The organism is Acidovorax sp. 99 (genome assembly GCF_003096455.1).
Taxonomy (GTDB): domain Bacteria; phylum Pseudomonadota; class Gammaproteobacteria; order Burkholderiales; family Burkholderiaceae_C; genus Acidovorax; species Acidovorax delafieldii.
Genome location: NZ_QEKU01000001.1, coordinates 1,345,121 through 1,360,027, shown reverse-complemented (window position 1 = coordinate 1,360,027; position 14,907 = coordinate 1,345,121). Strand labels below are relative to the sequence as shown.

At 66.7% G+C, this 14,907-nt stretch carries 14 protein-coding genes; 11 read left to right on the top strand and 3 right to left on the bottom strand.

The annotated features are described in order from the left end of the window. The first annotated feature begins 1 nt into the window (after position 1). From C8C95_RS06340 to C8C95_RS06295, 10 genes are all read left to right on the top strand, one after another. The gene (locus tag C8C95_RS06340) at positions 2-1,732 is read left to right on the top strand and encodes an AMP-binding protein (protein ID WP_116748037.1); all 1,731 of its coding nucleotides are present in this window, start codon (positions 2-4) and stop codon (positions 1,730-1,732) included. A 14-nt stretch (positions 1,733-1,746) separates the two neighbouring features. After that, the gene (locus tag C8C95_RS06335; RefSeq protein ID WP_116748036.1) at positions 1,747-3,354 is read left to right on the top strand and encodes a carboxyl transferase domain-containing protein; all 1,608 of its coding nucleotides are present in this window, start codon (positions 1,747-1,749) and stop codon (positions 3,352-3,354) included. Between the two features lie 12 nt (positions 3,355-3,366). Further along, complete coding sequence (locus C8C95_RS06330; protein WP_116748035.1) at positions 3,367-4,245, top strand: dienelactone hydrolase family protein; 879 nt, start codon at positions 3,367-3,369, stop codon at positions 4,243-4,245. A 10-nt stretch (positions 4,246-4,255) separates the two neighbouring features. Continuing rightward, on the top strand, positions 4,256-5,194 hold the full coding sequence (locus C8C95_RS06325) for a dienelactone hydrolase family protein (RefSeq protein WP_165836518.1): 939 nt from the start codon (positions 4,256-4,258) through the stop codon (positions 5,192-5,194). Beyond that, positions 5,191-5,700: a DinB family protein gene (locus C8C95_RS06320; RefSeq protein ID WP_116748033.1), complete on the top strand. Its 510-nt coding sequence runs from the start codon at positions 5,191-5,193 to the stop codon at positions 5,698-5,700. Before C8C95_RS06325 ends, C8C95_RS06320 begins: the two co-directional genes overlap by 4 nt. After that, a complete protein-coding gene (locus tag C8C95_RS06315) occupies positions 5,697-6,482 on the top strand; it encodes an enoyl-CoA hydratase/isomerase family protein (protein WP_116748032.1) in 786 nt (261 codons plus the stop codon). Before C8C95_RS06320 ends, C8C95_RS06315 begins: the two co-directional genes overlap by 4 nt. Before the next feature lie 16 nt (positions 6,483-6,498). Next, a complete protein-coding gene (locus tag C8C95_RS06310) occupies positions 6,499-7,218 on the top strand; it encodes a DUF4126 domain-containing protein (protein WP_116748031.1) in 720 nt (239 codons plus the stop codon). A gap of 117 nt (positions 7,219-7,335) precedes the next feature. Beyond that, positions 7,336-9,366, top strand: a complete 2,031-nt coding sequence (locus C8C95_RS06305; RefSeq protein WP_116748030.1) for an acetyl/propionyl/methylcrotonyl-CoA carboxylase subunit alpha — start codon at positions 7,336-7,338, stop codon at positions 9,364-9,366. Positions 9,367-9,435: 69 nt separating this feature from the next. After that, positions 9,436-10,356, top strand: a complete 921-nt coding sequence (locus C8C95_RS06300) for a glyoxylate/hydroxypyruvate reductase A (RefSeq protein WP_116748029.1) — start codon at positions 9,436-9,438, stop codon at positions 10,354-10,356. Positions 10,357-10,398: 42 nt separating this feature from the next. Further along, positions 10,399-10,857 carry a DUF3592 domain-containing protein gene (locus C8C95_RS06295; protein WP_116750160.1) on the top strand — a complete coding sequence of 153 codons (459 nt, stop codon included), beginning with the start codon at positions 10,399-10,401 and terminating at the stop codon, positions 10,855-10,857. 33 nt (positions 10,858-10,890) lie between these two features. On the opposite strand, the gene C8C95_RS06290 is transcribed toward C8C95_RS06295, so the two are convergent. The 3 genes from C8C95_RS06290 to C8C95_RS06280 all read right to left on the bottom strand — a co-directional run bounded on the left by C8C95_RS06290 (position 10,891) and on the right by C8C95_RS06280 (position 13,839). Beyond that, positions 10,891-11,919, bottom strand: a complete 1,029-nt coding sequence (locus C8C95_RS06290; protein WP_116748028.1) for a tripartite tricarboxylate transporter substrate binding protein — start codon at positions 11,917-11,919, stop codon at positions 10,891-10,893. An 82-nt stretch (positions 11,920-12,001) separates the two neighbouring features. Further along, complete coding sequence (locus C8C95_RS06285) at positions 12,002-12,859, bottom strand: 3-keto-5-aminohexanoate cleavage protein (RefSeq protein ID WP_116748027.1); 858 nt, start codon at positions 12,857-12,859, stop codon at positions 12,002-12,004. Then, positions 12,856-13,839, bottom strand: a complete 984-nt coding sequence (locus C8C95_RS06280; protein ID WP_116748026.1) for a 3-hydroxyacyl-CoA dehydrogenase NAD-binding domain-containing protein — start codon at positions 13,837-13,839, stop codon at positions 12,856-12,858. Before C8C95_RS06280 ends, C8C95_RS06285 begins: the two co-directional genes overlap by 4 nt. 110 nt (positions 13,840-13,949) lie before the next feature. Between C8C95_RS06280 and C8C95_RS06275 the strand changes: the two genes are divergently transcribed. Beyond that, positions 13,950-14,867 carry a LysR family transcriptional regulator gene (locus C8C95_RS06275; RefSeq protein WP_116748025.1) on the top strand — a complete coding sequence of 306 codons (918 nt, stop codon included), beginning with the start codon at positions 13,950-13,952 and terminating at the stop codon, positions 14,865-14,867. Positions 14,868-14,907 lie beyond the last annotated feature (40 nt).

The following is a 14,907-nucleotide window of genomic DNA, read 5'->3' as shown; positions in this document are numbered from 1 at the left end:
CGTGACGACTGCAGCCGCAACACAATCCGCACCACTGGTGGAGAGCTACGCCCGTGGCGCCACCGATGTTCCCCTGATCGAGCAGACCATCGGCGCCTTCTTTGCCGACATGGTGGCCCGCCAGCCCGAGCGCGAGGCGCTGGTCAGCGTGCACCAGGGCCGCCGCTATACCTATGCCCAGTTGCAGACCGAGGCGCACCGCCTGGCCAGCGCGCTGCTGGGCATGGGGCTCGCCCCTGGCGACCGCGTGGGCATCTGGTCGCACAACAATGCCGAATGGGTGCTGATGCAGCTGGCCACCGCCCAGGTGGGCTTGGTGCTGGTCAACATCAACCCGGCGTACCGCACGTCTGAGGTGGAATACGCCCTGAACAAGGTGGGCTGCAAGCTGCTGGTGACCATGGCCCGCTTCAAGACCAGCGACTACCTGGGCATGCTGCGCGAGCTGGCGCCCGAGTGGCACCACCAGCAGCCAGGCCAGCTGGGCTCTGTGAAGCTGCCCCACCTGAACACTGTGGTGTGGATCGATGAGGCGGGGCAGGGCGCCGACGAACCGGGTCTGATGCGTTTCACCGATTTGATGGCACGCGGCAACGCGGCAGACCCGCGCCTGGCGCACATCGCCGCCGCGCTCAAGGCCACCGACCCCATCAACATCCAGTTCACCAGCGGCACCACGGGCTTCCCCAAGGGGGCCACGCTCACGCACCGCAACATCCTGAACAACGGCTTCTTCATTGGCGAGTGCATGAAGCTCACGCCCGAAGACCGGCTGTGCATCCCCGTGCCGCTGTACCACTGCTTTGGCATGGTCCTGGGCAACCTGGCCTGCCTCACGCATGGCTCTGCCATCGTGTACCCCAATGACGGATTCGACCCGATCACCGTGCTGCAGACGGTGCAGGACGAGCGCTGCACCGGCCTGCACGGCGTGCCCACCATGTTCATCGCCGAGCTGGACCACCCGCGTTTTGCCGAGTTCAACCTGAGCACGCTGCGCACAGGCATCATGGCGGGCTCGCCCTGCCCCACCGAGGTGATGAAGCGTGTGGTGGAGCAGATGAACCTGCGCGAAATCACCATCGCCTACGGCATGACCGAGACCAGCCCCGTGAGCTGCCAAAGCAGCACCGACACGCCGCTGGACAAGCGCGTATCGACCGTGGGCCAGGTGCAGCCGCATTTGGAGGTGAAGATCGTGGACCCTGACACGGGCGCCATCGCTCCCGTCGGCCAGCGCGGCGAGTTCTGCACCAAAGGCTATTCCGTCATGCACGGCTACTGGGGCGATGAGACCAAGACCCGCGAGGCCATCGACGACGGCGGCTGGATGCACACCGGCGACCTGGCCACCATGGATGCCGAGGGCTATGTGAACATCGTCGGCCGCATCAAGGACATGGTGATCCGTGGCGGCGAGAACATCTACCCGCGCGAGATCGAAGAATTTTTGTATCGCCACCCGCAGGTGCAGGACGTGCAGGTGGTGGGCGTGCCCGACCAGAAGTACGGCGAAGAACTCTGTGCCTGGATCATCGCCAAGCCCGGCACGCAGCCCACCGAGGACGACATCCGCGCCTTCTGCAAGGGCCAGATTGCGCACTACAAGGTGCCGCGCTACATCCGCTTTGTCACCAGCTTTCCGATGACGGTGACGGGCAAGATCCAGAAGTTCAAGATCCGCGACGAGATGAAGGACCAGCTGGGCCTGGAAGAACAGAAAACCGCTTGAAAGAGCCACAACGTATGACCATTCTCGACACCCAACTCAACGCCCGCTCGGCGGACTTTCTGGCCAATGCCGCCGCCATGCGCACGCTGGTGGATGACCTGCGCGCCCAGCTCGGCAAGGTGGCCCAGGGCGGCGGTGAGGCTGCCCGCGCCAAGCACACCGCACGCGGCAAGCTGCTGCCGCGCGAGCGCGTGCAGATGCTGCTGGACCCGGGAACGCCGTTCCTCGAACTGGCGCCGCTGGCCGCGCTCAACATGTATAACAACGACGCGCCCGGCGCGGGGCTCATCGCGGGGGTTGGCCGCGTGAGCGGCGTGGACTGCATGATCGTGTGCAACGACGCCACGGTGAAGGGTGGCACCTACTACCCGCTCACCGTCAAGAAGCACTTGCGCGCGCAGGAAGTGGCGCAGCAGAACCACCTGCCCTGCATCTACCTGGTGGACTCCGGCGGCGCCAATCTGCCCAACCAGGACGAAGTCTTTCCTGACCGCGACCACTTCGGCCGCATCTTCTTCAACCAGGCCAACATGAGCGCTATGGGCATCTCGCAGATCGCCGTGGTCATGGGATCGTGCACGGCAGGTGGTGCCTATGTGCCGGCCATGAGTGACGAGTCCATCATCGTCAAGAACCAGGGCACCATCTTTTTGGGTGGCCCGCCGCTGGTCAAGGCCGCGACGGGCGAGGTCGTGACGGCCGAAGACCTGGGCGGCGGCGACGTGCACACGCGCTTGTCGGGTGTGGCCGACCACCTGGCGCAGAACGACATGCACGCGCTGCAACTGGCACGCAATGCAGTGCGCAATTTGAATAAAAACAAGCCGCGGGCGCCCGCAGATCATGCACCGGTAGCTCCTAAATTCGCAGCAGAGGAGCTGTACGGCGTGATCCCCGTGGACACGCGCAAGCCGTTTGACGTGCGCGAGATCATTGCGCGCATCGTGGACGGCAGCGAGTTCGACGAGTTCAAGGCACGCTACGGCACCACACTGGTCACGGGCTTTGCGCGCATCGAAGGGATGATGGTCGGCATCATCGCCAACAACGGCATCCTGTTCAGCGAGTCGGCGCTCAAGGGCGCGCACTTCATCGAGCTGTGCTGCCAGCGCAAGATCCCGCTGGTGTTCCTGCAGAACATCACCGGCTTCATGGTGGGCCGCAAGTACGAGAACGAAGGCATCGCCCGCAACGGCGCCAAGATGGTGACGGCCGTGGCCACGGCCAGCGTGCCCAAGTTCACCATCATCATCGGCGGCAGCTTTGGCGCAGGCAACTACGGCATGTGCGGCCGCGCGTACTCGCCCCGCTTCCTGTGGATGTGGCCCAACGCGCGCATCAGCGTGATGGGTGGCGAGCAGGCCGCAGGCGTGCTCGCCACGGTGAAGCGCGACGGCATCGAAGGCAAGGGCGGCCAGTGGAGCATGGAGGAGGAAGAAGCCTTCAAGGCCCCCATCCGCCGTCAATACGAAGACCAGGGCCACCCCTACTACGCCACTGCGCGCTTGTGGGACGACGGCGTGATCGACCCCGCCGACACCCGCCGTGTGCTGGCGCTGGGCCTGGCCGCCACGCGCAATGCGCCGATCGAAGACACCAAGTTCGGCCTGTTCCGCATGTAAGGGGCTGCAGAGATGCGCGTGTCTTGTGGACTGTCTTGGGGTGTGGCGTTGGCGGTGCTGGCCAGTGCCGCGCATGCACGGGTGGTGGAGGAGCAGATCCATGTTCCCGTGCAGGTCAAAAACCCCTGGGGCAAGCAGATCGCCCAAGACATCCGCGTGACGGTCTGGTCCGACGACACCAACCCCCGGCCCGCGCCGATTGCACTCATCAACCACGGTCGCGCACCGGATGCGCAAGGCCGGGCCAGCCTGGGGCGGGCGCGTTATACCGATGCATCGCGTTACCTGCTGCGCCGTGGATTTGTGGTGGCCGTGCCGACCCGCGTGGGCTATGGCGTGAGCGGTGGCGAAGACGTGGAGGACACGGGGGCCTGCAACAACCGCAACTACGCGCCAGGGTTCGACGCCGCAGCCGTGCAAATCCTGGCCGCCCTGAACGCCGTGCGCCAGCGGCCGGACGTTGCACCCGACAGGGTGTTGGTGGTCGGGCAGTCGTTCGGTGGCGCCAGCACCGTGGCCCTGGCTGCGATGAATCCGCCCGGAGTGGTTGCGGCCGTCAACTTTGCAGGCGGCAGTGGCGGCGACCCTAAGGGCCGGCCCCAGAATCCCTGCTCGCAGCCAGCGCTGGAGCGCACTTTTCAGGCCTACGGTGCGCAGGCCAAGGTGCCCATGCTGTGGATCTACACCGAAAATGACATGTACTTCGGCCCCCAGTTGCCACGCCAGTGGCACGCTGCGTTCACCAAGGCGGGCGGCAAGGCGAGCTTTGTGCAGTTGCCGCCCCATGGCGAGGACGGGCATTCCCTCTTCACGCGTTTCCCGCAGGTGTGGCAGCCCGCAGTGTCCGAGTTTCTGGATGCGAACGGGTTCCCCGCCGCCATTGCGCGTTGACTTGTCTGCCATGACGTTCGCCATCTACCTCTCTCCTCGCAAGGCCTTCGCCGCGTTGGCTCTTGTTGTCGCCTGCGTTGGCGTCTGCACTGGCGCCGCACGGGCCCAGTCGCCCGCTGGAGAGCCTGCGGCGCTGCACCAGGTGGAGTTGCCTTTGCCTTCCGGTACCGTGCTGCGTGCCCATTGGTGGCCAGCGCCCCAGCCATCATCCGCGCAGGCCAGTGCGTCTGTACAGCCGGCCGTTCTGGCGCTGCATGGCTGTGGAGGCCTGTTTGCCAAGGCGGGCGTTTTGTCTTCCCGCTACCGTGAAACGGCCGAAACGCTGCACGCCGCAGGCTATGCCGTGCTGATGCCGGACAGTTTCGGATCGCGCGGGCTGCGTGATGTGTGCCAGACCCGTTACAGCGACCGCAGCCTGAACGTGAACGACCGCGTGCAAGACGCGCGCGCGGCCCTGGTGTGGCTGGCCGCGCAGCCCGGCGTGGATGCGCGGCACATCGGCGTGATGGGCTGGTCCAACGGCGGCACCACCACGTTGAATTTGCTGGTGCAGCGGCTCACCCGCCCGCGCGAGGGCGAGCCGACACTGGCCGGTGCGGCGGTCTTCTACCCCGGCTGCGGGCCCCTGCTCAAACACCAGGCCGTGGCAGAAAGTATTCCGCTGCTGATACAGCTGGGTGCGCTGGACGACTGGACCCCAGCCCAACCCTGCGTGGACTGGGCCGGCACGCTGAAGGCCCGCGCTGGCAGCGACGTGACGGTGCACGTGTACGAAGGCAGCTACCACGGCTTTGATGGCACCGCGCCCGTGCGCCTGCGCGGCGATGTGCCCAATGGCACGTCGGCCCACGGTGTGCACCAGGGCGGAAACCCCACAGCGCGCGTTCAGTCGCTGGCCGCGCTGCAATCCTTCTGGAAACGGGTGCTGGGCACCCCGACCGCGCCATGAACGCCACCGACCATTTCACCCAACTCGCACGCTACAACCAGTGGGCCACTGCTCGCCTGCTCGACGCAGTGACGGAGGTACCAGGGGACGACTACCGGCGCGATGTGGGGTTGTTCTTCCACAGCATCCACGGCACGCTCAACCACCTGCTGGTGGGCGAGCACCATCTGTGGTTCGTGCGCTTTGCCGAAGGCATCTCGCCCAAGGTGGCGCTGGACGCCGAGCTGGAACTCGACCGCGCGCAACTCGATGCCCGGTTGCGCGAAGGCGCTGCCCGCTGGGCACCGTTGATTGCTTCGTTCTCGCCTGATCGCTGGAGCGGCACGCTCGACTACACCACCATGCGTGGCACGGCGGCATCGCTGCCGTTTGCGGCCACGCTGGCGCACGTGTTCAACCACGGCACGCACCACCGGGGTCAGATCACTGCGGCATTGACCGCGCTGGGCCAGCCCTGTCCCGAGCTGGACTTCGTCTACTTTCTGCAAAACCCGTCCAAGCCATGAGCAGCCAGAACCTTTCCATCACTCAGACCGGCGCCGTGGCGCGTATCACGCTCACGCAGCCTGAGATTCGCAACGCCTTCAGCGATGAGGTCATTGCCGAGATCACCGCCGCCTTCATCGAAGTGGGCGGGCGTGCCGATGTGCGCGCCGTGGTGCTCGCCGCAGAAGGCCCTGCCTTTTGCGCCGGTGCCAACCTCAACTGGATGCGCCGCATGGCCGACTACACGCGCGATGAAAACATCGCCGACGCCGGCAAGCTGGCCGAGATGCTGCGCGTGATCTACGAGTGCCCCAAGCCCACGATTGCCCGCGTACAGGGCGATGTGTACGCAGGTGGTATGGGCCTGGTGGCCGCGTGCGACATGGCCGTGGCCGTGGACACGGCGGGCTTTTGCCTCAGCGAGGTGAAGCTGGGACTCATCCCCGCCACCATCAGCCCTTATGTGATCCGTGCCATGGGCGCACGCGCTGCGCACCGGTACTTCCTCACCGCTGAGCGTTTTGGCGCGGCCGAAGCCTTGCGCATTGGCTTTGTGCATGAGGTCGTGGTCGCTGACCAGCTCGACGCCAAAGTGGACGAACTGCTCAAGGCCCTGACCAGCGCCAGCCCCAACGCTGTGCGCGTGTGCAAGAGGCTGGTGATGGATGTGGCAGAGCGGGAGATCAACGCGGGCCTCATCGCCGCCACGGTGCAGGGCATTGCCGACATCCGTGCCAGCGACGAGGGCAAGGAAGGCGTGCAGTCCTTCCTCAACAAGCGCAAACCCGCCTGGGTGGGCTGATCAGTACAAGCAGACCATGGACACCCTCTGGTTCAACATCGTGCAGTGGCTCCACACGCTGGGGCTGCATGTGGATGGCGGCACCGCGCGCGCCGTGGGCGACGCGGCAGCCACAGCAACTGCGAAGCTCGACATGCCCAGCCTGCTGGCGCTGGCCGCCGCACTGGGCTGGGCCAGCGGGTTCCGGCTGTATGCCGTGGTGTTCCTGGTCGGCATGATGGGCGTGCTGGGCTGGATGCCCCTGCCGCCAGGCCTGGCGATGCTGCAGCACCCGCTGGTGCTGATGGTCAGCGGCTTCATGCTGCTGGTGGAGTTTTTTGCCGACAAGGTGCCCTGGGTGGACAGCGCCTGGGATGCCATCCATGCCTTCATCCGCGTACCTGCGGGCGCTGCGTTGGCCTACGGCGTGTTCGGTGCCGACAACGCGACCATGGCCGTGGTGGCGGGACTGCTGGGCGGCTCGCTCTCTGCCACGGCCTTGGCCACCAAGATGACCACCCGCGCTGCCGTGAACACCTCGCCCGAGCCGTTTTCCAACTGGGGGCTGTCGTTCTTTGAAGACGGCCTGGTGGTGGCCGTGGTGTGGCTGGCCACGCAGCACCCGGTGGCCTTTGGCATCGCGCTGGTGGTGATGGTGGTCGTGTCGGTGCTGCTGCTGGTGGTGCTGTTCAAGTTTCTGCGCGCCGTGGTGCGGCGCTTGTCCTCTTTCTTTTCTGGTTCTGCCAAGGTGGCTTAAACATGTTCAACAAGATCCTTATTGCAAACCGTGGTGAAAACGGTTGCTTAGCAACCGTTTCGACAAATCGCATGGCACGCGTAGCGTGCGCAGGCGATCTCGCCGCAGGAGGGCGCAATGTTTAAAAAAATCCTGATTGCCAATCGCGGCGAGATCGCTTGCCGTGTCGCAGCGACTGCCAAGCGCCTGGGCGTGAAAACCGTCGCCGTGTACTCCGACGCCGACGCCAACGCCAAACACGTGGCCGTGTGCGACGAGGCCGTGCACATTGGCGGCAGCGCACCCAAGGACAGCTACCTGCGCTGGGAACGCATCATCGAGGCTGCCAAGGCCACGGGCGCGCAGGCCATCCACCCTGGCTACGGTTTTCTGAGCGAGAACGAAGACTTCGCCAAGGCCTGTGCCGACGCGGGCCTGGTTTTCATTGGCCCCCCCGCCAGCGCCATCAATGCCATGGGGCTAAAGGCCGAGTCCAAGCGCCTCATGGAGCAGGCACATGTGCCCCTGGTGCCCGGCTACCACGGTGCTGACCAGGACCCGGCGCTGCTGCAACGCGAGGCGGACCGTATTGGCTATCCCGTGCTCATCAAGGCCAGCGCAGGCGGTGGCGGCAAGGGCATGCGCGCCGTGGGCAAGGCCGAGGACTTTGCGGCGGCGCTCGACTCCTGCAAGCGCGAGGCCATCAACAGCTTTGGTGACGACGCGGTGCTGGTCGAAAGGTACGTGCAGCGCCCGCGCCACATTGAGATCCAGGTGTTTGGCGACACGCACGGCAACTGTGTGTACCTGTTTGAGCGCGATTGCTCCGTGCAGCGCCGCCACCAGAAGGTGCTGGAAGAAGCGCCTGCGCCGGGCATGACGCCGGAGCTGCGTGCCCGCATGGGCGAGGCCGCTGTGGCCGCAGCCAAGGCTGTGAACTACGTGGGCGCGGGCACGGTTGAGTTCATCGTCGAGCAGCCCGGCGGCTACGACGCCCCCGAGCAGATGAAGTTCTACTTCATGGAGATGAACACCCGCCTGCAGGTGGAGCACCCTGTGACCGAGGCGATCACCGGCCTCGACCTGGTGGAGTGGCAGCTGCGTGTAGCGTCGGGCGAGCCCTTGCCGCTCCAGCAGCAAGACCTGCGCATCACAGGCCACGCCATCGAGGCCCGCATCTGTGCCGAGAACCCCGACAACAACTTCCTGCCCGCGACCGGTGCGCTCAATGTGTATGCGCTGCCCGATTGCGTGACGTTTGAACGCGGCGCGGTGCGCGTGGATTCCGGCGTGCGACAGGGCGATGCGATCAGCCCGTTCTACGACTCCATGGTGGCCAAGCTCATCGTGCACGGCGACACGCGCGAACAGGCGCTGGCGCGGCTGGACGAGGCGCTGGCCCAGACCCACATCGTGGGCCTGGCAACCAACGTGCAGTTTTTGCGCCGCGTGGCACGCACCGATGCGTTTGCCAGCGCCAAGCTGGACACGGCGCTGATCCCGCGCGAGCAGGCCGTGTTGTTCCATCAGGAGCCCGTGGGCTTGCCCCTGGCCGCTGCGGCGGCCGTGGCGCAGGCCTTGCTGAATGAGCGCACGAGCGAGGGCGTGGACCCGTTCAGCCGCCGCGACGGCTTTCACACGCATGGAGTGGTGCAGCGCCGGTTTGAATTTGAATTTGGCGGTGAACACGCCAAGGCGCTGCTGACTTACGAGCGCGGTGGCGGCTTGCACTTGAAGGTGGGCGAGGGCGATGCGGCGGTGGCCGGGCCGCTGGTCTTTGGCGCAGCGCCCCAGGGCGCCATCGAGTTGCAGTTCGCCGGCCAGCGCACGCGCGCTGCCGTGTATGCGCAGGGCGAGGTGGACCATGTGTTCACCCCGCTGGGCGCCACGCAGATCACCGCCATCGACCTGCTGGCCCACGCGGGCGAGGCAGCGGCTGAAGGCGGACGCCTCACGGCCCCCATGCCCGGCAAGGTGGTGTCGTTTGCCGTGAAGGCGGGCGACAAGGTTGCCAAGGGGCAGCCACTGGCGGTGATGGAGGCCATGAAGATGGAGCACACCATTGCCGCCCCAGCCGACGGCGTGGTGCAGGAGCTGCTGTACGCGCCCGGCGACCAGGTGACCGAGGGGGCAGAGCTGCTCAAGCTGGTAGCCGCCGACAAGGCCTGAGCCACGCAGTGTCCCGAGTCGTCTGCAGGTGACAGCGCAGGGGGCCCAATGCGGCTACGCTTGGGCCCCATGAAAATCACCTTTTGCTGTACCGATGCCAAGCCCGAGCCCTGGCTCCAGGGCTTTTCCGCCGCGCTGCCCGGCGTTGAGATTTCTGTTTGGCAGCCCGGCGCCCCGCAGGCCGACTACGCCGTGGTCTGGGCACCACCCCAGCAGTTCATGGACGAACAGCCTGGCCTCAAGGCGCTCTTCAATATCGGCGCAGGGGTGGATGCCCTGCTCAAGCTGCGCCTGCCGCCCCAGGCCTTGGTGGTGCGTCTGGATGATGCGGGCATGGCCGTACAGATGGCCGAATATGTGTGCCACGCGGTGATCCGCCACTTCCGCGAGTTTGATGGCTATGAGGCCGACACCCAGGCGGGCCGCTGGGGCTACCGCAAGCCACGCCTGCGCAGCGACTATCCCATCGGTGTGATGGGCCTGGGCGTGCTGGGCGAGCGGGTTGCCAAGGCGCTGGCGTTGTTTGACTTTCCCATCAACGGCTGGAGCCGCAGCCACAAGGCCATCGACGGCGTGCGCGGCTTTGCGGGCGCAGATCAATTCAATGACTTTCTGGCCGCGAGCCGTGTGCTGGTCAACCTGCTGCCCCTCACGCCCGATACGGCCAACGTGATCAACAAGGACACGCTGGGCCGCCTGTTGCCCGGTGCTTATGTGATCAATGTGGCGCGCGGCGCGCACCTGGTGGACGAAGACCTGGTGGCCGCCATCGACAGCGGCCATGTGGCTGGAGCCACGCTCGATGTGTTCCGCACCGAGCCGTTGCCCGCAGGCCATGCGTTCTGGACGCACCCTCGCATCACCGTCACGCCCCACACCTCGGCGCGCACGCTGCGCGACGAGAGCATTGCCCAGATCGCACGCAAGATGGTGGCGCTGGAGCACGGCGAGGCGGTGGCGGGCATCGTGAACCCTGCCAGAGGCTACTGAAGCCGCCGGTCCACGCGCTCGCGAGCTTAGAGAATGGCGGGCATGAGCACCTCCACGTTCCGTCGTTTCTTTGGTCTTTTGGGCTGGATCCTGCTGGTGCCCAGCGCCTTGACCGCGCTGGGTGCGGCGTGGTTATTGGCCTCTGCCATGAACATGCTGGGCGACACGCACACCGCCAAGGGCCGGGTGGTGGCGCATGAAGAAATCATGACCGGCCCATCCCACCGCCGGGGGCTTGCCAAGAAAAGCATTGTGGAGTTTGTGGCGGGCGATGGGCGAACCTACAGCTTCACGGATTCGGTCGCACGCCAGCAGCAGGCCATCCACAAGGTGGGTGAGACTGTTTCGGTGCGCTACTCCGCCAAGGACCCGGCGCAGGCGGAAATCCGCAGTTCCACCACCGTGAAGATCGTGATCGGTGCAGTGATGCTGCTCTCCAGCGCCGTCGGTATGGCAGTGGGCTGGCTGCTGCTGCGCTTGCGCCCCAGGTCTGTCGCATAGCCCTCCGCGCGCGGGCACAGAGGGGGTGCCTTTTCAATCCACCGTCACGCCGGCGTCGCGCACCAGCTTGCCCAGTCGCTGCGCGTCGGCCTTGATGAGCGCCCCAAAGTCTGCCGCTGAGCCCCCCACCACGGGCGTGCCAATGGCTTCCCATTTGGTGCGGAAGGCGGGTTCCTTGAAGATCGCATTCACCGTGGCGTTGAGTTTGTCGACGGTGGCTTGCGGGGTGCCCGCGCGCACCGCAATGCCATGCCAGCCGGTGATCTGGTAGCCCGCAATGCCAGCCTCCGCCATGGTGGGCACATTGGGCAGCACCTTGGCGCGTTCGCTGGATGTAACGGCCAGCGGGATGAGCTTGCCCGCCTGGATGTGGGGCAGGGAGCTACCGACGATGTCGAACATCACGTTCACCTGTCCGCCGATCAGGTCGTTGAGCGCGGGGCCAGCGCCACGGTAGGGGATGTGCCCCATCTTCACGCCCGCGGTGGTGTTGAACAGCTCCCCCGCCAGGTGCTGCGGTGTGCCGTTGCCGGCCGACGCGTAGCTCAGCACCGGCTTGCCGGCCTTGGCCATGGCCAGGAACTCGGCCAGTGTCTTGACGCCCAGGGAGGGATGCACCTCCAGCACCAGCGGGAATGCCGACAGCTGGATCACCGGCACCAGATCGGACAGCGGGTTGAACGGCATGCTGGCGTACAGCGAGGGGTTGACCGCCATCGGGCCGCTGGCGGCAAGCAGCAGCGTGTGGCCGTCCGCTGGCGCCTGCTTGGCCACCTCGGCGCTGCCGGTGTTGCCACCGGCGCCGCCCTTGTTGTCCACCACCACAGGTACACCCAGGCGGCTTTGCAGCTCGGGCTGCAGCATGCGGGCCATCAGGTCGGTGGGTCCACCGGGCGGGTAGGGCACCACAAAGCGGATGGTCTTGCTGGGGAAGGCGGTGGCGGCCGTCTGCGCCGCAGCGTGACCTGCGATGCCCAGGGCCAGGGGCACGGCAAGGGTTGCGCGCAGCACGGCGCGCCGGGCGGTGCGGGGCGTGGACGAGTGAAGTTGGCGGTGGTGCATGTCTGTCTCCTGTGGGGATGGATAAAGCCCGTCTGCTGCGGGTTGATGTCAATGGATGGGGAGCGCGGTGGAGTGGTGTCGCTCAGCCTGCGCCAAAGCGCTGCCGGATGTCAGCGGCGGTGGCCAGCGGGCGGCCCAGTGCGGCGGCGGCTTCGACGGCCTGGCGCACCAGCGTGGTGTTGTCAGGGGCCACGCTGCCGTCCTTGCACAGCAGGTTGTTTTCAAACCCCACGCGGGCATGGCCGCCAAACACGGCGGCGGCGGCCACGCAGGCGTTCTCTGCCGCCCCGAAGGCGCACACGGCCCAAGGTTCGTTGCCGTCATGGGCGTTCAGAAACGGCAGCAGGTCGCGCGGGCTGGAGGTCTGGCCCGCGCTGTAGCGGCCCAGCACAAACAGCAGGAACCAAGGCGCATCCGGTACCACGCCACTGGCGCGCAGTGCCTGCCAGCGGCGCAGGTCGGCCACGTCATACAGGATGACCTGCACCATGGTGCGGCGCTGGGCGAGGCCAGTGAAGAAGCGCTGCAGTCCGGCTTCGCCGATCTCGGGCTTGTCTACTTCGCGCAGTCCGATGGACACGGCCTCGGGTTGCAGGGCCTCCACCATGGCGATCTGCGCGGGGGCCTGGTACACGCCTGCGGCTTCGCTGGTGATCTGGATGACCATCGCGTCGCCCACAGCCTGGCGCACCACGCGCTGCGCCTCACGGTAGCCCTCCACATCGAGGCTGTGGCGGCCTTGCGCGTCGCGGATGTGCATGTGCAGCATGGCCGCTCCCGCGTCCAGGCAGGCCTTGGCCGTGGTGGCCAGCGTGGCGGGGGTGATGGGCACGGTCGGGTGGTCTGCGGGCTGTTTGTACGCGCCGTTGGGGGCCACGGTCACGATCAGCGGGTCGGCCCACTGGCTGGCCATAGCAGGTGATGTGGGCGATGCGGTCATGAACAATCTCCGGTGTTTTTGGCCGCGTCTGCAGGGGGCTCGATGTTGGGCAGCTCGCTCGCCAGCAGAGCCAGTCCCTGGCGCAGCAGCGTGTCGTAGCGCGCGCGCTCGGCCTGCTTGCGGTCTTCCGGCCAGTCGAAGAAACCTTTGCCTGTCTTCATGCCGAGCTGTCCCTGGGCCACCTTGTCGCGCAGGGCCTGGGCGGGTATGTCGGTGTTCGAGAGCGTGGGGTACATGGTGGCTGCGGCGGCGGTGTGCACCTCAATGCCCGCGTGGTCGCGCTGCAGCACCGGCCCGGCCGCCAGAAAGCGGAAGCCGAAGCCAAAGCGCACGGCGGCGTCCACGTCTTCGGGCGAGGCAATGCCTTCGTCGATGAGCGCAAACGCCTCGCGCGAGAGCGCATGCTGCATGCGGTTGGCCAGAAAGCCGGGCTTGTCCTTCTTGACCAGCACCGGCACGCTGCCGCAGCCACGCATGAAGGCGTGCAGCCAGGTGCCCAGGGCCGGGTCGCTGCGCCCGCCCAGCACTACCTCCACCAGCGGCACCAGGTGGGCGGGCATGAAAAAGTGCAGGCCCAGCATACGCTGCGCCGTGGCCAGCCCCTGGGCGATGGCACTGATGGGAAAGCCCGAGCTGTTGCTGGCCAGCACGGCGTTGGGGGGCGCCACGGTTTCCAGCTCGGCAAACAGCTTTTGTTTGGCAGCCAGTTGCTCGGTGATGCATTCCACCACCAGCACCACGCCGTTCCAGTCCACCTCCTGCAGGCTGGCGCACACCTGCACCGGGCCGGCGTGGGTAGCCTGGCCGGCAGCGGCCAGCTCCTGGGCGATGTGGGGCCGCAGATGGTCGCGGCGGGCGGCGTGGGGGTCCACCACCGTGACCTGCGCGCCGCCACGGGCCAGGACCACGGCCACATCGGCCCCCATGGTGCCTCCGCCTACCACCACGGTGCGCGCGCTGCGCGGCGAACTGTTCTCCATCGTGTCTCCTTGTGGCTCTCAATCTGCTCAAGCGGTGTGCTTGCGTTGAATTCAGTCTAGGGGCCCCACATTGCGCGGTCCAGACGTCTTTTTCGATAGACTGATCGGCTATGAAGATCAATTGGTCCGCCCGCGAGGTGGATGTGTTCCTGTCGCTGGCCGAGACGCTGAGTTTTCGGCGCACGGCCTTGCAGATGCACCTGTCGCAGTCGGCGGTGTCGGGTACGGTGGCGCGGCTGGAAGAGATGCTGGACGTGCGCCTGTTCGAGCGCACCACGCGCACCGTGCAACTCACGCTGGCGGGCGAGGTGTTTGCCGAGCAGGCGCGGTTTCTGCGCCACCAGATGGAGGAGACCGTGCGCCGCGTGCAGGAGGTGGCGCAGCTGCAGGTGGGTCGCATTGCGCTGGCGGCGCTGCCGTCGCTGGCGGCCGGGGCCGTGCCACGGGCCTTTGCCCGGTTTGCCGCGCAGCACCCGGGCGTACAGATGGAGCTGATCGACAGCCTGGCAGGCCCGGCGTTCGACATGGTACGTGCCGGGCGCGTGGACTTTGCCCTCACGGCCGCCAACCCCGCCTATGCGGACCTGGACTACACCCCGCTGGTGTCCGACCGGTTTGTGCTGCTGATGCCGCGTACGCACCCCTTGGCCCGTGGGCGGGGAGCCATTGCCTGGGCCGATGTGGCCGAGCTGCCCCACATCTCCATGCCTGCGGGCACCAGCGTGCGGCAGTACGCGCAAGAGGCCTTGCTGACGCACCGCATCCGCTTTGAACCCCGCTACGAGGTGGAGCACCTGGCCACCATCGCGGCCATGGTGGCGGCGGGGCTGGGGGTGAGCGCGCTGCCCGAGCTGGCCGCCCAGGTGGTGCGCAGGCCCGAGGTGGTGACGCGCGCGCTCAAGGCGCCCGTGCTGCACCGGCCCATCGGGCTGATCACGCTGCGCGGGCGGCCGCTGTCGCTGGCGGCGCAGGCCATGGTGGCCTTGCTGCGGCAGGAGGTCGAGGGTGATCACACCCGGGCTGGCTGATGGCGCGTCCGGCGAATGGTCTGGCACGATATGAGGTGGC